Here is an 18,343-nt window from a genome sequence, read left to right as displayed (position 1 = left end):
CCCGCACTGCCAGCCGGGCCCCACCAGCCCGAACAACGTCGAAATTATGTGCAAACACAGTGCGTTGGATCGGATTTTCACCCCATAGCGGCAGCATCTGACAGGGGAGTGCGATATGCTGATGCGCTGACGTTCAACCCGACCTCGCTCGAGGCCCTTTCCATGAAATACCTGGTAGTACAAACCAAACAGATAGGAGATGTGCTGATCTCCACCGCACTGTGCAACAACCTCAAGCAGCACGACCCTGCCGGGGAAGTTCACTATCTGGTCATGGATTACTGCGCGGGCATGGCAGAGGGAAACCCCAACATCGATCGGTTGATCATCATCGAGAAGGCGCGCCGCAACGAGTGGCGCTACATGAAGGATTTGCTGCTGGGCATTCGCCGCGAACGCTACGATGTGGTGATCAACAGCCAGGGCCAGATGATAGGCCTGCTCACCTGCCTCTTCTCCGGCGCCCGCCTGCGGATCGGCTTCGACTCCTTCCCATGGCGCCTGGGCCACAACCGCATCGTGCGCTTTCGCCATGACACCGAGCATCAGGGTAACAGCACCCTGGTGGACGACCGATTTTCACTGCTCAAGCCCCTGGGTCTCGCCAGGGAGGATCGCAACTACTATCTCTGGCTCAGCGAAGGGGAGAGACAACGGGGGCGCGAGACCCTGCTGGCCGCTGGCGTCGACCCGACCCGGCCACTCATCGCCATGGGAGTCAACTCACTCGGGCATTACAAGCGCTGGCCCATCGACTGCTTCGCCAAGGTCGCCCAGTGGCTCATCGAGGAGCACAATGCCCAGATCCTGGTCTATTGCGGACCGGGGGAAGAGGAGTACAACCGGGGGCTGAAGCCGCTGCTGCCTGAAGCGCTGCAGGCCAGCGTGTTTGACCATGTTCAGACCCGCTCGGTACGGGAACTGGTGGGGCTCTTCGCCCATTGCCAGCTCTTCGTCGGCAACGACACTGGCCCACGGCACATGGCGCAGGCCATCGATCTGCCGCTGCTGACCATAGTGGCCCCAGGCGGCGACAAGATCATCGCCAACCCGGTGAACCACCCCCGGTATCAGGCCATCGATATCTTCGACGCCAAGGGGGCGGATTATCAGTTGCCGACCCAGGAGAAGGACTTCTTCGATGAAGCCCTGTTCCGCTCAATTACACCTGAGCTGGTTATTCAGCGGCTAGCGGCTCTGCTTGCTCAGTCACGGACAGCAGACTAGCTAGCGCCTCGCAGACGGCCCGGTCATCGACATTGTTCATGTCGGCATTCAGGCCAGGGGAGTCGCTAAACAGGATCCGGACCCGCGGCGTGCTGGTCGGCAACCACTGGTTGAACGTCTCACCATGGCGCGGATAGATAGCCACCAGCGGCTTCTCCAATCCGACGGCGATATGCACTATGGCGGTGTCCACCGACAGCACAGCCATGCACTGCTGAACACAATAAATAGCATCATCTATGGTTTTTACGCCCTCCAGCAGCATAACATTGCTAGCCGCGCTAGCTCTGAGCATGGCCTCCGCCGCAGCATAAGTTGCGGGTGAAGAGAGCACTCCGAAGCGATAGGCAGCGAACTCGGTTGCCAAGGTCTTCAACAACTCAACCATCTTGGCGTGCGAGAACGACTTGTACTGAGTGCTGCCGAAGGGGTTGATGAGGATGAGGTCATCACAGGCCGAGGTCACATTCCCCTTCTCTGCCACTGGGATCATGTACTTCTGATCTACTTCTTTCGCACCCAGCAGTGACAGCAGATAGCGATATTTATCCTGGAACAGCATGCCCGCCGTCGCCTCGGACAACTTCACATTGACACGTCCGATACTGTCGTCGAGGGAGGCAACATTGGTCGACGAGAGTTTGTGCAGGAGATATAGATCCTTCATCTTCATCCCCTCGGTGAGATGTATCACCAGATCGACATGGGGAATGGCTGACACCATCTTGCCAATAGCACCGTAGCCGGGTCGCTTGTTGATCTCGATGACCTCATCAACCCCGAAACAATCCCGATACAGGCTGGCCAGGGCTGGGGTCGTGATAACCGTCACTTTCTTGTTGCCCGGCAGTTTTTTTAGCTCCCGGAAGAAAAAGGAGGAGATAAAGGAATCCCCCAGCTTGGCATCCCAGCGAACCACCAAAATATGCTTGATATCCCCCTGGATGCCGAGTGGCATCTTCTTGTCAAACAAGAGAATACCCAGGGCTCTGCGCACCCGATCACGTAATAGCTGTAAATAACTGATCACTATCGAACCTCGTCATCGGTCACATGAGGACCATAGTTACGATCATCGATCGTGGTATCGAACAGACCGACATCCATGCAGCAAGGCTCAACACCCGAGGCCGTCAGACCGTTGAGTTGCAAGCGGCCTGTCAGATAATCGGATGGCATCCGAATGGGGTAGGCCTTGCTCAGCAGTTTCTTGGCGCCAGACAGAGTCAAGATATATCCTGCCGTCGATATGATGCCTCGCTTGGAGTTCCGGCTCGGGGAGATATATTTGGCAAGACGATACCCTTCCGGCATCTTCTTCATCCATGGCCAAGACTTCACCTTGCCATGGTACAAGAAAATAATATCTGACTGGCAAGCAGACATGGCCTTCGACACTATGGCCTTGAAGTGGCTGTGCAGATAGATGTCATCCTCCAGCACGACACAGTGCTCTATATTCTTGGCAACCATCATCTCATATATGCGGATATGGCTCATGGCACAGCCAACCTCACCCAAACTCAGATCGTGACCACAAAACTGTCTGGCCATGAGGAAGTCCACGTTTTTCAACTCATCTTCTGAGAGTTTTTTACCATCAACGGCATCAAAGAAAACAAAATCGACAGCACGGCTGCTCATGTGCTTCTCAATAAAGGCGCGTCGATCATGGCTCCTGGCCAAACTGATCACGAAAACTGGAATCATGATATTTTATTTTCCCTATCATACTTTATTTCTATCGCACACCAGCAGAACACCAAACTCAGCACATATATATACAACGTGTTCTGATGTTCAAAAGGCACATCACTTAATGCACTGATGGCAAAGGATAGAGGAATCACTGCGTATGGAGTCCCCCATCCTTTTCTTTCTATGAAAATTTTCATTGGGTAGAATATGAAAATAATCAGTGCCAATAGACCCACAATTCCTCGAATAATCAGATTCTGCATATACTGGTTATGAGCATGAGCCAATGCAGAATCCAATACTAGGGGTGAGATCAGTCCTTGCGACACCTGCTGTTCTTTGACGGATCTGAACCCATCCGAGCCCACACCTATCAGTGGTGCATCCAAAAAACCTAACCAGGCACTCTTCCAAGCCACAACGCGCAGTCCCCACGAAGACCCGTAAGAACCCACGCTCATTTGATTTATATCTGATGCTGCAGCAGAAATTCTATCTTGAACAAGTGTATTCGTATGATAGATCACACCAAGACACATAATAAACAGTAATGCTATGGCACTATATTTCCATGGTTTGAAAATAGCTTTATACAGTACAAGGTAACTAATAACGACACCCAATGCCAACCAGACACCACGACTTTGTGAAAGATAAAGTGCAAGTATAGAACACCCAAGTGAAATGAGAGAAAACACTTTCACCAATGGATATCCTCTAGATTTAACAAATACGCACCAATTCAGAATGACCAATGTCAGTGCTGCTTGAGAAAACAGGATTGCATTGGTGAAGCCTTCAACTCTGACAATACCATCTAAATGCTGCCAAACACTCAAGGCTCCTAACCCAACACCACCCATCAGGATAGATATAGCCCCCAGAGTCAACAGTATTTTCTTGCGCGGCATAACCAAAGAAAAAACCGCCATATATAATAAATTTCGCATGACTCCGTATTGGTCACCATGAATCATTCTATTCAGCATGATCACGGCACCGTAGAATATGAAGACCCAGATCAGGCGGCGATCGATAAAGAATACATCCTTGTTTCCTCCAACAAAGTAGTTCAACAGGCCAAAGAGACCCGACACCACCAGCAAGTTGGAGAGGATGCTCTGGCCAGGAGGGACCAGAAACAACCCACAGAAGGCAAACATTATGGTTAGTGCATAAACAGTGGTCGTTGCTCTATCGAGCAGTTCGTGAGGCTTAATAGACATCAATACTTATTTCCTGAATACATAGTTGCCACGGATCTTGCGCCACAGGCCGAACATGTCGGTGCGGGGGAAGATGGCGATCCGGCGGATCTGGAACGGATCCCGGTGCATGGCTCTGGGGCCGCTGTTGGTGGCCACAGCATAGCGATAACCGGCGGCAACGGCCTGGGCTTTTGCACTGTCGTTCAGATCCCCGTAAGGATAGGCAAACGAGATCAGGGGATGGCCGAGCAACTGCTCCAGCCAGGCCTTGTTGGCCTGGATCTGGTGGGCCTGCTCCTCTGGGGGGAGCGTACTCAGGCGGGGGTGAGTCAGGGTATGGCCCCCGATCTCCACATGACCGGAGGCCACCAGCGCCTTGATCTCCTCCGGGGTCATCAGGGTCACCGGGGTATCGGGGTGGGTCGGGTGCTCCACATCCCAGCGATTGTGATCCTCACCGGTCACCACATAGACCACCGCCTTGTAGCCATACTTTTCCAGCAGCGGCAGCATGCGGGTGAGGTTGTCCCGATAGCCGTCGTCCACGGTGATCATCAGGTACTTCTTGCCGTATTGCAGCCGGTGGATGAACCCGTTCTCCGCCAGGTCGGCAAATGTCAGCGTCTCGTAGCCCAGCCACTTCATCAGCTTGAGGTGCTTCTCGAACATGGCGACTGGGAGCCAGGTGCCATGCACTCCCTTTTCGCTCTCGTGCTCGATGAAGCGGTGATACATGATGACCGGCATCTCCCGGCGCAGAGTCTCGACCACGGCATCCTGATAGACGGATTCCAGCCCGGTCACGACGCCTTGCAAGTCATACTCTTGCAGGATCCGCTGGCGCACTGGGTCTGGCACCACCTTGGAGGCCAGCGCCGAGGGGATCTGCGCCTTCAGCCCGGCAAAGTCGATGGCCAGATCTCTGGGGCCGATGTCGCCGAAGTTGCTGGCAAGCGCTTCGTCCAGATTCTGCTCCGTCACCAGACCGATGGCCCTGGCTTCGCCGATGGCAAACGCCGGACGACCGCACAGCAGCGCCTCCATCGCCACCCGACCGGCACCGATCACCAGATCGCAGCCCGCCATCAGGGCGGGCACATCGTCCACATAACCGACGAAGTCGACCTTGTCCTGAAAACGCGCAAAACGCGCCGGCACCTGGGTGCCGCTGACGACGCGCACCCGACAGGCTTCCAGATCCAGCACCTCGTCCAGCAGCCGGTAGCAGAGCTCCCCCTTGGGACCGCTCAGCCGGCCTATGATGGCGATCACCGGTTTGTCGTTGTCCGGTATCGGCACGGGCTGGAACTTGTCGGTCTCGATGCCGTTGCGCAGCACCTGCACCATGGCCGGGTCCACCCCCAGGTTGTCGATGATCTGGCTGGCGATATCCTCGCACACCGCCACCGCCCGGTAGCCCAGCGCATGGAATGCCTTGCGGGAGGCGTGTACCGGCTGGCGCCCGTGCACCGTGGTGATCATGGGGGTGCCGGTCAGCTTGCAGGCGACGTAGCTGCTCCAGCCCGAGGCGCGCGAATGGGCGTGCACAAGCTGGATCCTGTGCTTGCGGATCAGATAGATGAGATAGAAGACGTGCCAGAAGCGGCGCAGGATGCTGCGCTTGTTGAAACGCAACCGAAAGACCGGTCCCAGAGTCGGTTTGGTCAGGGTGTCAGAGACGTAGAAAACCTGGTGGCCACGGCGGGTCAGCTCGTTGCCGACCGTGGTGGCATAGACCTCCGCGCCCGTCACTTCGAGCTGGGAGAGAGCCATCAATATGTTCATGCAAGCGCATCCGATCGACGGGTGGCCAGAGCCACCCGCCAGAGAGGGATCAAGCCCGGTTCAACCAGGCCATGTAATCGGCCACGCCTTCGGCCACAGTCTTGAACTCGCCGTCATAGCCGACGCCGCGCAACTTGGTGAGATCCGCCTGGGTGAAGCTCTGGTAGCGACCCTTGAGGTGATCCGGGAAGGGAATGTATTCGATGGCGCCTTTCTGGTGATGCCTGATCACGGCTTCCGCCACGTTCTGGAACGGCTCGGCACGGCCGGTGCCGCAGTTGAAGATGCCGGAGTGCTGCGGATTCTGCCAGAACCAGAGGTTCACCTTGCAGACGTCGTCCACGTAGATGAAGTCGCGCATCTGGCCGCCATCCGGGAAGCCGTCACAGCCCTCGAACAGCTTGGGATTGTCACCCTGCTTCACCTGGGTATTGAGGTGGAAGGCCACGGACGCCATGGAGCCCTTGTGCTGCTCGCGGGGACCATAGACGTTGAAGTACTTGAGACCCACCACCTGGGAGTTGATCTCCGGCATCCAGCGACGCACGTACTGATCGAACAACTGCTTGGAGTAGCCGTAGACGTTGAGGGGCTGCTCGAACCGGGGATCTTCGATGAAGTTGTCGTTGCGCCCGCCATAGGTCGCGGCGGAAGAGGCGTAGATGAAGGGGATTTCCCGTTCGATGCAGTAGTGGAACAGATCCTTGGAGTACTCGTAGTTGACCTCCATGATGAACTTGCCGTTCCACTCGGTGGTCGCGGAGCAGGCGCCTTCGTGGAAGATCACCTCGATGCCGTCATCCCACTCCTCGAATTCGTCACCGGAGACGATCCGCGCCTGGAACTCGTCCTTGTCCATGTAGTCGGCGATGGTGAGGTCGACCAGGTTGACGAACTTGGTGCCGTCGGTCAGGTCATCGATGACCACGATATCGGTCCGTCCTTGAGCGTTCAGCTGCTTGACCAGATTGCTGCCGATAAAGCCAGCACCGCCAGTTACTACGATCATGGAGTTTGCCTCGCGTACGTTGTGGCCCCGTGTGACTGCCTGTTAAAGCTGTGTATAGTGGGCCAATTTGAAATTGCCGAAAAGTTTATCACGGGCCGCAAGGGGATTCGACCTCGATGACTTTTCCCCTTCGGGCCCGCAGAGGGACCAGCGATGAAGACCAGAGACAGGATCATCCACAGCGCCACCGAGCTGTTCAACGATCAGGGCGAGCGCAACATCACCACCAACCACATTGCCGCACACCTTGGCATCAGCCCGGGCAACCTTTACTACCACTTCAGAAACAAAGAAGACATCATCCACTCCATCTTCGATCAGTACGCCCGCCACCTGAGCGACAGCTTCACTCCGATCCGCAGCAGCGAGATCCGGCTGGAGGATCTGATGGGCTACCTGGATGCCATCTTCTATTTGATGTGGCAGTTCCGCTTCTTCTACGCGAATCTGCCGGACATCCTGAGTCGCGACGAGCTGCTGCAGCAGAAATACCTCAAGGCACAGGAGCAGCTCCGTGCCACCGTGGAGACGCTGCTCAGAAGCCTGCGCGAAGGCGGTATCATCGCCGTCAGCGATGAAGACCTGCCGGACCTCGGCCAGACCATCAAGATGGTCGTCACCTGCTGGATCCCATTCCAGATCGCCCAGGCCCCGGCCACCCGCATCACCAAACCCCTGCTCTACCAGGGGGTCTTGCGGGTACTGTTTTTGCTGCGACCCTACGTGCAGCCACAGGTGGCCCCCCAGATACATCAACTGGAGCAACATTATCACCAACTGGCCCAACCAGCCGGGTGAGATCTGTTTCACAATTGTTGATTATCAGCATTAAAATTTGAATTTATACGCAGGGATTACAGTAAAATGTTGCCCATTCTAGGGTCTGTCGGCGTTTCGTCGCGACCGTGACGACGCCGAACCGTGCGGGTTGCACGGCCCGGGATCCTGATAACACAGTCGATACAGCAATGAGGACCGAGGATGTCTAACGGATTCTATCGTCACCTGACCGAACAGCTCGAACAGGTCAAGGCGGAAGGGCTATACAAGCAGGAGCGCATCATCACCTCGGCCCAGCAGGCCCAGATTGCGGTGGGCGGCGAGCAGGTACTGAACTTCTGTGCCAACAACTACCTGGGGCTGGCCAACCATCCCGACCTGATTGCCGCCGCCCATCAGGGGCTCGAGAGCCACGGCTTCGGCATGGCCTCCGTGCGCTTCATCTGCGGTACCCAGGACCAGCACAAGGAGCTGGAGCAGAAGCTGTCCGCCTTCCTCGGCACCGAAGACAGCATCCTCTACTCCTCCTGCTTCGACGCCAACGGCGGCCTGTTCGAGACTCTGTTCGGTGCCGAAGACGCCATCATCTCCGACGCCCTCAACCATGCCTCTATCATCGATGGGGTGCGGTTGTGCAAGGCCAGGCGCTATCGCTACGCCAACAACGACATGGCCGAACTGGAAGCCCAGCTCAAGCAGGCCGATGCCGACGGAGCCCGCTTCAAGCTGATCGCCACCGACGGCGTCTTCTCCATGGATGGCGTCATCGCCGACCTCAAATCCATCTGCGATCTGGCCGACAAGTACGACGCGCTGGTGATGGTGGATGACTCCCACGCCGTCGGCTTCATCGGCGAGAACGGCCGCGGCACCCACGAATACTGCGAGGTGATGGAACGGGTCGACATCATCACCGGTACCCTGGGCAAGGCGTTGGGGGGCGCGTCCGGTGGCTACACATCCGGCAAGAAAGAGGTGATCGACTGGTTGCGTCAGCGCTCCCGTCCCTACCTCTTCTCCAACTCCCTGGCACCCTCCATCGTCTCGGCCACCATCAAGGTGATCGACATGCTGGCCGAGGGTCACGACCTGCGTGCCCGCCTCAAGGAGAACAGTGCCTACTTCCGCGAGCGCATGAGCGCCGCCGGCTTTACCCTGGCCGGTGCCGATCACGCCATCATTCCGGTCATGCTGGGGGATGCCAAACTGGCCGCCGAGATGGCGAGCCGCATGCTGGACGCCGGTATCTACGTGGTGGGCTTCTCCTTCCCCGTGGTACCCAAGGGTCAGGCGCGCATCCGGACCCAGATGTCCGCCGCCCATACCCGGGAGCAACTGGACAAGGCGATCGATGCCTTCATTCGCATCGGTCGCGAGCTCGGTGTGATTTGATCACATGGCTGGCTGATTAAAACGGGGGCCAAGGTTGGGCCCCATTTTATTACCCTCTGTACCCGGCATGGCGCCGTGAGGAATCTGTCATGAAAGCACTCTCCAAACTCAAATCCGAAGTCGGCATCTGGATGACCGATGTCCCGGCTCCCGAGCTCGGCCACAACGATTTGCTCATCAAGATCCGCAAGACCGCCATCTGCGGCACCGACATGCACATCTACAACTGGGACGAGTGGGCCCAGAAGACCATTCCCGTCCCCATGGTGGTGGGGCACGAGTATGTGGGAGAGGTGGTCGCCGTCGGCCAGGAAGTGCGCGGCTTCGCCATCGGCGATCGCGTCTCCGGCGAAGGCCACATCACCTGCGGCCACTGCCGCAACTGCCGTGCCGGTCGCACCCACCTGTGCCGCAACACCATTGGTGTGGGTGTGAACCGCCCGGGATCCTTCGCCGAATACCTGGTGATCCCGGCCTTCAACGCCTTCAAGCTGCCGGACAACATCCCCGATGAGCTGGCCGCCATCTTCGATCCGTTCGGCAACGCCGTGCACACCGCCCTCTCCTTCGACCTGGTGGGTGAAGACGTGCTCATCACCGGCGCAGGCCCCATCGGCATCATGGCTGCTGCCGTCTGCCGTCACGTTGGCGCCCGTCACGTGGTGATCACCGACGTCAACGAATACCGGCTGGAACTGGCCCGCAAGATGGGCGCCACCCGTGCCGTCAACGTGGCCAAGGAGAAGCTCTCCGATGTCATGGAAGATCTCGGCATGACCGAAGGGTTCGATGTGGGGCTGGAGATGTCCGGGGTGCCCAGCGCCTTCCAGGACATGATCGACAAGATGAACCACGGCGGCAAAATCGCCATGCTCGGCATTCCTCCCTCCACCATGGCCATCGACTGGGGCAAGGTGATCTTCAAGGGACTCTTCATCAAGGGGATCTACGGCCGCGAAATGTTCGAAACCTGGTACAAGATGGCAAGCCTCATCCAGTCTGGCCTGGATCTCAGCCCCATCATCACCCACCATTTCCATATCGATGACTTCCAGCAGGGCTTCGAAGCCATGGGCTCGGGCAAGTCCGGCAAGGTGATCCTGAACTGGGATTGACGACACGCGAGGGGCGCCTGGGCAATCAGCGCGCCCTCTCTTGTTCAGCCTCACGAAACCCGGCGCATGCCGGGTTTTTTTATGTGGGATCACCCCTTCCCGCTCTACCACTTTGTTTGCAGATTGCTTAACACTTCACACACAAGCGTTTAAATGGCTGTAACTATTCGGTTATAATCCCGTCGTTTTCTGGGGATAATAAGAGCCTGCTGGGAGTACATGAGCGTGTTGAAAAAACTGAGCTATTTGCTGGCTGCCGGGATGGCGGCCGCCACTCTGTCCGGCGCCGTCCTTGCCGCCGATGACATGTCGACAGAGGCCATCGCCGAGCGTATTGCCCCGGTTGGCCAGGTTTATACCGCCAAGGATCTGGAAGGTATTGCGACCGCCGCGGCCGCGCCTGCGGCCGCCTCCTCCGGCCCCCGTGACGGCGAGACCGTGTTCAAGGGTGCCTGCTTCGCCTGCCATGATACCGGTGCCGCCGGCGCCCCCAAGCGAGGTGACAAGGCCGCCTGGGAGCCACGCATCGCCCAGGGATTCGACACCTTGCGCAAACACGCCATCGAAGGCTTCACCGGCAAGGCTGGCATGATGCCACCGCGGGGGACCTGCGCCACCTGCAGTGACGAAGAGATCGAGAACGCCATTCACTACATGATCGACAAGCTGTAAGTAATTGAAAGGGCTTCTCTTGCAGCCCTTTCAATCCCATCACTTCCGACTACGCTTGAAGGTAAGTTTTTTCGGGAGTGTTGCATGTCAGTTCAGCCCACCACACCGCCAGACTCGCACTCCTTGCTGGCGGTCGTCTCCTCCATCATGGATTTTCCCGCCCCCGGCATTGCCTCCCCCGAGGATTACGCCCGACTAGTCGGTCTGCTGGACAAACTCTGCCCTCTGCAACATTTCGCCATGCTGGGGCTGGCCGACGGGGGGCTGAACTGGCGCTACACCTATCAGCTTCCCGACGTGTTCAAGCAACAATTGGGACGGGAAGAACCTCGCCTCACCGAACAGCTCACCCGGCTCGATGAAGGTCAGGGCTGGTGCGTGCAGCCTGTGGAGCATATCGACGTGCAGTGGTTGCTGGCACGCAGCACCCCGGATCAGGCACCCACCCTGAGGTTGCTGCTGGAGTGCCTGGCCAAACGACTGCACGAAACCCAGACCGGTACCCAGCTGGCGGGGCAGGCTTCCCCTCTCATGCAGCGGGATCCCCAGTGGCAGGAGAAAATCGAGAAGATCGGCCGAGTGATGCGCCTGGCTCACAACCTGCCTCAGCATGCCCTGTTTGCCCAGTTGGAAGCTGTGTTGCGCCAGATGCTCTCAGTCAGCGACATGTTGCTGATCCGGCTGGAAAACCAGCGACTGGAGCGACTCTATCCACCACACCTGACATACGACGATGACATCATTCGGGCCATGTGCCACAGCACCAACAGCGTAGAGCGCCATGAAGAGGGACTTTACTGGTACAGCCTGCCCCTGCGCCAGCAGCAGCAATACTTTGCCCACCTCATCCTCAACATGACCCGGCCTCTGGAAACCGATGACAGGCTGTTCCTCGATTTCCTGCGCCATCAGCTGACCCTGTTGCTGGAGCTCAAAAGGGTGCGACAGCAACTCGATGAGCTCAACTCGGAGGAGTCCATCAACCAGCGACTCCAACAGCTGCGCCAAACCAACTTGAGGTTGCAGAAACGGCTCAAGCATCATCAGGAGCTGGAGCGGCGGCTCCAGTTCAATGCCCTGCACGACCCGCTGACCCAGCTGCCAAACCGGGCGCTGCTGATGAATCACCTGCATCATGCCATGACCCGCTACCGCCGTTACCAGACAGCCGGCTTCACCCTGATCTTCGTCGATGTGGATCACTTCAAGCAGGTCAATGACGCCCTGGGCCACAGTGCAGGCGATCAGTTGCTGCAGGAGCTGGGCAGCAGGCTGCAAGGCTGCATCCGGCAAAATGACATGGTGGCGAGGCTCGGAGGGGACGAATTCGTCATCTATCTGGACAACAGCCAGCGGGAAGAGGACATCAGCCCCGTGCTCAATGGCCTGATTGGCCGTATCGGCCATCCGTTCCGGCTCCAGGGCAACGAACTGACCATCACCGTCAGTCTGGGGGTCGCCAACGTGACGGAGCAAACGGCCGATGTCAGTGAACTGCTGCACCAGGCAGACCTCGCCATGTACCAGGCCAAGCGCAACGGCCGCAGCCGCATCGTCATGTATTCGGAGGCCTGTACCGAACAGGCGGGGTCACCGGAAGAGCGGCTCTTCAGAGCCTTGCGGGAAGGGCGGATTGTGCCCTACTTCCAGCCGGTGATCAGGCTGTGTGACAGCCGCCTGGTCGGACTGGAGGTGATGGCGCGCTGGATAACGGAGGAAGGGGAGCTCAAGGATGCATTCGACTTCATTCCTCTGGCGGAACAGTGCGGCCTCATTCAGGATCTGGACCGCCAGATCCTCAAGCGCACCTGCCAGCAACTGAAGCTTTGGCAACCCGCCTCCGGGGTCGGTCGTTTCAGGATAGCCATCAACCTCTCCGGCAAGCACCTGGCCAGCCACGAGCAGATCATGCAACTGCTCACCATCATGGAGGAGGAGGGTGTCATCCCCGCATGTTTCATCTTTGAGTTCAACGAACGCGAGCTCTCGCGGCAGAGTGCCGACTCCCTCACTGCCTTGCATGAACTGAGGGCGAAAGGGATCCAGGTCAGCCTGGATGACTTCGGCACCGGCTTCTCTTCCCTCAACGCCCTGTTTCACTTCCCGGTGGATTACATCAAGGTGGACGACAGCTTCACCCATCGCATGTTGAACTCACCCAAGGATCTGGCGCTTATCCGCGCCATGCGGGACATCTGCCAGGACCTCGACTTCACCCTGGTGGTCGAGGGGATCGAAAATCAGCAGCAGTTGCAAAAGCTCATCGAGCTTGGCTGCGCCCTCGGGCAGGGGCGCCACATCTCGCCCCCGCTGCCGGGAGCCGATATTCCCCCTCTGCTGGGTCAGGCTTCTCGAGAGACCAAGCCTTCCGACCTCAATCCTTCTTGAACAGGGCCCGCAGGTTGGCGACACCAACCTGCCCCTTCTGCTGGCGCTCCTCGGCCGTCACCTTCTTCTGGTTTTCCCACTCCAGGTCATCCTGGGGCAGCTCCAGCAGGAAGCGGCTCGGCTCCGGCCGCACCGACTCGCCAAACTGGCGGCGCTCCTTGCAGAGAGTAAAGGTCAGTTCGGTCTGGGCCCGGGTGATCCCCACGTAGGCGAGGCGTCGCTCCTCCTCCACGTTGTCCTCGTCGATGCTGGTCTGGTGGGGCAGCAGCCCCTCCTCCATACCCACCATGTAGACATAGGGAAACTCCAGTCCCTTGGAGGCGTGCAATGTCATCAGCTGCACCTGATCCGCCTCATCCTCCCCTTCGTTACGCTCCATCATGTCCCGCAGGGTGAGCCGGGTAACCACCTGAGCCAGCGTCATCGACTCCTCCAGCTCATCCCCTTCCAGCATCTCGCTGATCCAGCGATAAAGGGTGGAGACGTTTTGCATCCGCATCTCCGCCGCCTTCGGACTGGGGGAGGTCTCATAGAGCCACTCCTCGTAATGGATCTCCTTGATCATGTCCCGTACCGCCTCCACCGGATTGCCGCGCAGCGCCTGATCGCCAAGCCTCACCAGCCAGTTGGTGAAGGCCTGCAGGGCGGATAGACCGCGTCCGGAGAGGTGTTGCTCCAGCCCCAGCTCGAAACTGGCGGCAAACAGGCTCTTGCCACGCTGGTTGGCGTACTGGCCCAGTTTTTCGAGGGTAGTGGGGCCTATCTCGCGGCGCGGCAGGTTGACCACCCGCAGGAAGGCGGTGTCCTCATCCGGGTTAACCAGCAGCTTGAGGTAGGCCATGATGTCCTTGATCTCGGTGCGGGAGAAAAACGAGGTACCGCCGGAGATACGGTAGGGAATGCGGTTGGTCATCAGCGCCTTCTCGAAGATGCGCGACTGATGGTTGCCCCGATAGAGGATCGCGTAATCCTTGAACCGGGTGCGGTTCATGAACTTGTGGCCCATCAGCTCGGCGGCGATACGCTCCGCCTCGTGCTCCTCATTCTTGGCAAACAGCACCTTGAGCTTCACCCCCTCGTCCAGCTCGGAGAAGAGCGCCTTGTCGTAGACGTGGGGGTTGTTGGCGATCAGGATGTTGGCGCACTTGAGGATGCGCCGCTTGGAGCGGTAGTTTTGCTCCAGCTTGATGAGCCGCAGATTGGGGAAATCTTCGTTCAGCAGCACCAGGTTCTGCGGCTTGGCCCCACGCCAGGAGTAGATGGACTGGTCGTCATCCCCCACCACGGTAAAACGGGCCCGCTCGCCGACGATCTGCTTCACCAGCTCGTACTGACTGGTGTTGGTGTCCTGGTATTCATCGACCAGCAGATAGCGGATCTTGTTCTGCCAGCGCTCGCGCACCTCCTGGTTGCTCTTGAGCAACAGGGTCGGCATTACGATGAGGTCGTCGAAATCCAGCGCGTTGTAGGCCACCATCTGGCGGTGGTAGCGCTCGTAGAGCTGGGCCATCAGCACCTCTTCCGGGCCGCGGGCGATGCGCATGGCGCGAGCCGGCAGGATGAGGTCGTTCTTCCAGTTGGAGATCTGGCTGATGAGGGCCGAGAGCTTGTCCTTGTCGTTATCGAGCTCCGCCTCGGTCAGCTCTTTCAGCAGCGCCAGCTGGTCGGTATCGTCGAACAGGGAAAAATTGGCCTTGAGATTCAGGCTCTTGTGCTCGCGGCGGATGATCTCAAGCCCCAGAGTGTGGAAGGTGGAGACCATCAGCCCCCGCGCCTCCTTGCGACCCAGGGTCTGACCGACCCGCTCCTTCATCTCCCGCGCCGCCTTGTTGGTAAAGGTGACCGCCGCTATGTTGCGTGCGTTGTAGCCGCACTGCTGTACCAGATAGGCAATCTTGTTGGTGATGACGCGGGTCTTGCCCGATCCGGCACCCGCCAGCACCAGGCAAGGGCCGGAGACATACTTGACCGCTTCGTTCTGATTGGGGTTGAGCTTCATGGGCCGGATCTCTTGGCTTATGATGAGGGGCGGCATTGTAGCAGAGATCCCGCAGGCAGCCGAAACCGGGCACGGGATCCCGCCACTTCATCTTGTGTTTGCCGGCCATTTTCCGGATCATGACCGACTTTTCCAGACGAGATGAGGGGAGCATGAATCAGCAACAGCACGACCGGCTGCGCGGCCAGTTTCCAGCCTTGGCGCAGGAGGTGAACGGCCACCCTCTGGTCTATCTGGACAACGCCGCCACCACCCAAAAACCGCAAGCCGTGCTGGATGCGATCAATCACTACTATCGGGCCGACAATGCCAACGTGCACCGCGCCGCCCATGCCCTGAGCGGCCGGGCCACACGCGCCTTCGAAGATGCCCGCAAGACGGTTGCCCGCTTTATCAATGCCCCTCGCAGCCACGAAGTGATATGGACCCGTGGCACCACAGAGGCGATCAATCTGGTGGCCCAGAGCTGGGGGATGAACGAGCTGAGGGCGGGGGATGAAATCGTGCTCAGCACCCTCGAGCATCACGCCAATATCGTCCCCTGGCAGCTGGTCGCCCAGCGCACCGGCGCCGTCATCCGGGTCATTCCCCTCGATGAGCGGGGCGATCTCGACATCGCTGCCTATCTGGCCCTGCTGGGACCACGTACCCGGCTGGTGAGCGTGGCTCACGTCTCCAATGCCCTTGGCACCGTCAATCCAGTCAAAGAGATGGTGGCAGCGGCCAAGGCGGTCGGGGCCCTGAGCCTCATCGACGGCGCCCAGGCGGTGGCCCATCTCGAGGTGGATGTGCAGGCTATCGGCTGCGACTTCTACGCCTTCTCCGGCCACAAGCTCTATGGCCCGACCGGGATCGGCGTGCTGTGGGGCCGAACTGAATTGCTGGAGCGGATGCCCCCCTGGCAGGCCGGCGGCGAGATGATAGACAGGGTCAGCTTCAGCGGCACCACCTTCAACACCCTGCCCTTCAAGTTTGAAGCTGGTACTCCCCATATTGCCGGCGCCATCGGCCTGGCCGCAGCCATCGGCTTTGTGATGGAGCAGGACAAGGATTCATTGGCCAGCCATGAAGCGGCGCTGACCGACTATCTGGTTGCCGGACTGCAACAGGTGCCAGGGCTGCGTCTGGTCGGCGAACCCGGTCAGCGCGCCGGCGCCATCTCCTTCCTGCTGGAGGATATCCACCCACAGGACGCAGCCACCCTGCTCGACATGCAGGGCATAGCCCTGCGGGTCGGCCATCACTGCGCCATGCCGCTGATGGAATCGCTCGGTATCGGCGGCACGATGCGCGCCTCGCTGGCCTGCTACAACAATCGGGACGATGTCGACGCCCTGCTGGCCGCCCTGCACAAACTCAGTGACTTCTTCTAAGGCAGACAATCCAATGAACAGCCTCGCAACCTATACCCGGATCGGCCTTGAGCCCGATGCCGATACCATCCGCCAGCAGTTTGCGGCGGCGAACGGCTGGGAGAACCAGTACCGCCTCATCATACAGCTCGGCAAGCTGCTACCCACCTTGCCAGCAGAGTGGCAGCAGGAAGAGAACCGCCTGAAAGGGTGCGAGAGCCAGGCCTGGCTCAAGGGAGAAAAAAGTAAGGACGGCAATTGGCACTTTGCCTGCGACTCCGATGCTCGTATCGTGCGCGGCCTTATCGTCATCGTACTGGCGGCGTTCAATCATCAGACTGCCGATGCTATCCAGGCTTTTGATATAGATGCCTATTTCAGCGAATTGGGGCTCGAAAAACACCTGAGCCCGTCGCGGGGCAACGGGCTCAGGGCAATCGTGTTGGCGATCCGGGAGCAGGCTGTCTAACCCGCCTTGTTCTGCGGTCGATTACGCTTCGCTAATCGACTTAGCGTTTTCATTCCCGCCCTCTTTCTCGGCGCGGGCACCCCGCTCGGCAATCTTCTTCAAGACCCGGGACGCAGCAACCAGCCCGAAAGTTGCCGTCACCGGCGTCACGGCGCCAAAGCCGGAGGCGCAATCCATCTTCATGGTGCCATCGCTGGCTGCCTTGGCCTGGCAGGTGCCGCCATTGCCATCTGGATAACTCAACTGCTCGGTTGAGAAGACACACTCCACCCCGAATTTGCGCGCCGGATTCTTGCTGAAGTTGTGCAGTCGGCGCAGGTCGGAGCGCACCTTGGCGGCCAACGGATCCTGAATGGTCTTGGCCAGGTCAGCCACGGTGATCTGGGTCGGGTCCATCTGCCCGCCGGCACCGCCCGCCACGATCACCGGGATCTTGTTGCGCTTGCAGAAGGCAATCAGCGCCACCTTGGCCTTGACCGAGTCGATGGCATCCACCACATAGTCAAACTCCCGCTTGATATGCTCGCCCAGGTTGTCGGCGGTGACGAAGTCATCCACCTCGATCACCTCGCAATCCGGGTTGATGGCACGGATGCGCTCGGCCATCACCTCCGTCTTGAGACGGCCGACCGTGCCCTGCATGGCGTGGATCTGGCGATTGGTGTTGGTGATGCAGATATCATCCATGTCGATCAGAGTGATCTGGTTGATGCCGGCCCGAGCCAGCGCCTCGGCCGCCCAGGAACCGACGCCACCAATCCCGACCACGCAGACTTTCGCCTGGCTGAAGGAGCCAAGGGCACGCTGGCCATACAGACGGGCTATGCCCCCGAATCGCTGTAGATACTCTGCTTTCATACCATCACCTTGCTTGAGGGCGGCCATTATAGCGGCAACCTCTCTCAGGGGCGATGATCGGATGATGACGGTGTTGATGTGAGGGAAAAGGAGTGCGGTATCGAAAACGAAAAAAAGCCCAGTCGTTAGACTGGGCTTTTTAAGTAGTGGCGGAGCGGACGGGACTCGAACCCGCGACCCCCGGCGTGACAGGCCGGTATTCTAACCGACTGAACTACCGCTCCGCATTCGGTTAGCTTTCGCTAAATCTTTTGCTGCTCATTTGTGAGGTGTCATCCTCGCAGCCGGTCATGTGATTCTTCACATCACCGTTTAATTGGGTGCCTGGCAGTGTCCTACTCTCGCATGGCGAATGCCACACTACCATCGGCGCTACAGCGTTTCACTTCTG

The 18,343-nt window shown here is 58.7% G+C and carries 15 protein-coding genes and 1 tRNA gene; 8 read left to right on the top strand and 8 right to left on the bottom strand.

Annotated elements, in window-relative coordinates; all coding sequences use genetic code 11:
- Nucleotides 1–162: 162 nt before the first annotated feature.
- Nucleotides 163–1,227 (top strand): glycosyltransferase family 9 protein, encoded by a 1,065-nt coding sequence (locus OKC41_RS19480; protein WP_270672292.1) that lies wholly within the window; start codon nt 163–165, stop codon nt 1,225–1,227.
- Here OKC41_RS19480 and OKC41_RS19475 read toward each other — a convergent pair.
- From OKC41_RS19475 to rfaD, 5 genes are read right to left on the bottom strand one after another with little or no spacing between them, the layout of a single operon-like run.
- Entirely contained in the window at nt 1,178–2,257 is a 1,080-nt protein-coding gene (locus tag OKC41_RS19475; protein WP_103244031.1) for a glycosyltransferase family 9 protein, read from the bottom strand. The two genes, OKC41_RS19480 and OKC41_RS19475, sit on opposite strands and share 50 nt — an antisense overlap.
- A complete protein-coding gene (locus OKC41_RS19470) occupies nt 2,257–2,937 on the bottom strand; it encodes a glycosyltransferase family 25 protein (RefSeq protein ID WP_103244030.1) in 681 nt (226 codons plus the stop codon). The genes OKC41_RS19475 and OKC41_RS19470 overlap by 1 nt, the downstream gene beginning before the upstream one ends.
- Nucleotides 2,934–4,151 carry an O-antigen ligase gene (locus OKC41_RS19465; protein ID WP_111896764.1) on the bottom strand — a complete coding sequence of 406 codons (1,218 nt, stop codon included), beginning with the start codon at nt 4,149–4,151 and terminating at the stop codon, nt 2,934–2,936. Before OKC41_RS19465 ends, OKC41_RS19470 begins: the two co-directional genes overlap by 4 nt.
- A gap of 6 nt (nt 4,152–4,157) precedes the next feature.
- The gene (locus OKC41_RS19460; RefSeq protein ID WP_223920210.1) at nt 4,158–5,918 is read right to left on the bottom strand and encodes a polysaccharide deacetylase family protein; all 1,761 of its coding nucleotides are present in this window, start codon (nt 5,916–5,918) and stop codon (nt 4,158–4,160) included.
- A 49-nt stretch (nt 5,919–5,967) separates the two neighbouring features.
- Nucleotides 5,968–6,927: an ADP-glyceromanno-heptose 6-epimerase gene (gene rfaD, locus OKC41_RS19455; RefSeq protein ID WP_039041134.1), complete on the bottom strand. Its 960-nt coding sequence runs from the start codon at nt 6,925–6,927 to the stop codon at nt 5,968–5,970.
- 153 nt (nt 6,928–7,080) lie between these two features.
- Between rfaD and OKC41_RS19450 the strand changes: the two genes are divergently transcribed.
- The 5 genes from OKC41_RS19450 (at nt 7,081) to OKC41_RS19430 (ending at nt 13,274) form a co-directional block, all read left to right on the top strand.
- Nucleotides 7,081–7,725 (top strand): TetR/AcrR family transcriptional regulator, encoded by a 645-nt coding sequence (locus OKC41_RS19450; protein ID WP_010672429.1) that lies wholly within the window; start codon nt 7,081–7,083, stop codon nt 7,723–7,725.
- A gap of 183 nt (nt 7,726–7,908) precedes the next feature.
- The gene (locus OKC41_RS19445; RefSeq protein ID WP_052815560.1) at nt 7,909–9,099 is read left to right on the top strand and encodes a glycine C-acetyltransferase; all 1,191 of its coding nucleotides are present in this window, start codon (nt 7,909–7,911) and stop codon (nt 9,097–9,099) included.
- Between the two features lie 89 nt (nt 9,100–9,188).
- Nucleotides 9,189–10,214 carry an L-threonine 3-dehydrogenase gene (tdh, locus tag OKC41_RS19440; RefSeq protein ID WP_010672427.1) on the top strand — a complete coding sequence of 342 codons (1,026 nt, stop codon included), beginning with the start codon at nt 9,189–9,191 and terminating at the stop codon, nt 10,212–10,214.
- Between the two features lie 219 nt (nt 10,215–10,433).
- Nucleotides 10,434–10,886 carry a cytochrome c5 family protein gene (locus OKC41_RS19435; RefSeq protein WP_039041132.1) on the top strand — a complete coding sequence of 151 codons (453 nt, stop codon included), beginning with the start codon at nt 10,434–10,436 and terminating at the stop codon, nt 10,884–10,886.
- Nucleotides 10,887–10,970: 84 nt separating this feature from the next.
- Nucleotides 10,971–13,274: a bifunctional diguanylate cyclase/phosphodiesterase gene (locus OKC41_RS19430; protein WP_219596338.1), complete on the top strand. Its 2,304-nt coding sequence runs from the start codon at nt 10,971–10,973 to the stop codon at nt 13,272–13,274.
- Here the strand turns inward: OKC41_RS19430 and rep are convergent.
- On the bottom strand, nt 13,261–15,273 hold the full coding sequence (gene rep, locus OKC41_RS19425) for a DNA helicase Rep (RefSeq protein ID WP_043155654.1): 2,013 nt from the start codon (nt 15,271–15,273) through the stop codon (nt 13,261–13,263). The genes OKC41_RS19430 and rep overlap by 14 nt on opposite strands.
- A gap of 152 nt (nt 15,274–15,425) precedes the next feature.
- Here rep and OKC41_RS19420 point away from each other — a divergent pair, with 152 nt between their 5' ends.
- Nucleotides 15,426–16,646, top strand: a complete 1,221-nt coding sequence (locus OKC41_RS19420) for a cysteine desulfurase (protein WP_270672291.1) — start codon at nt 15,426–15,428, stop codon at nt 16,644–16,646.
- Between the two features lie 13 nt (nt 16,647–16,659).
- The gene (locus tag OKC41_RS19415; RefSeq protein WP_043155651.1) at nt 16,660–17,094 is read left to right on the top strand and encodes a SufE family protein; all 435 of its coding nucleotides are present in this window, start codon (nt 16,660–16,662) and stop codon (nt 17,092–17,094) included.
- A gap of 21 nt (nt 17,095–17,115) precedes the next feature.
- Here OKC41_RS19415 and tcdA read toward each other — a convergent pair whose 3' ends face one another.
- Nucleotides 17,116–17,952 (bottom strand): tRNA cyclic N6-threonylcarbamoyladenosine(37) synthase TcdA, encoded by an 837-nt coding sequence (tcdA, locus tag OKC41_RS19410; RefSeq protein ID WP_270672290.1) that lies wholly within the window; start codon nt 17,950–17,952, stop codon nt 17,116–17,118.
- A gap of 147 nt (nt 17,953–18,099) precedes the next feature.
- Nucleotides 18,100–18,176, bottom strand: a tRNA-Asp gene (locus tag OKC41_RS19405).
- Nucleotides 18,177–18,343 lie beyond the last annotated feature (167 nt).

The organism is Aeromonas sp. QDB17 (genome assembly GCF_027705305.1).
GTDB lineage: Bacteria > Pseudomonadota > Gammaproteobacteria > Enterobacterales > Aeromonadaceae > Aeromonas > Aeromonas caviae.
Note: the sequence above shows the minus strand (reverse complement) of the source record. Positions and strands in the feature narration are given on the sequence as shown.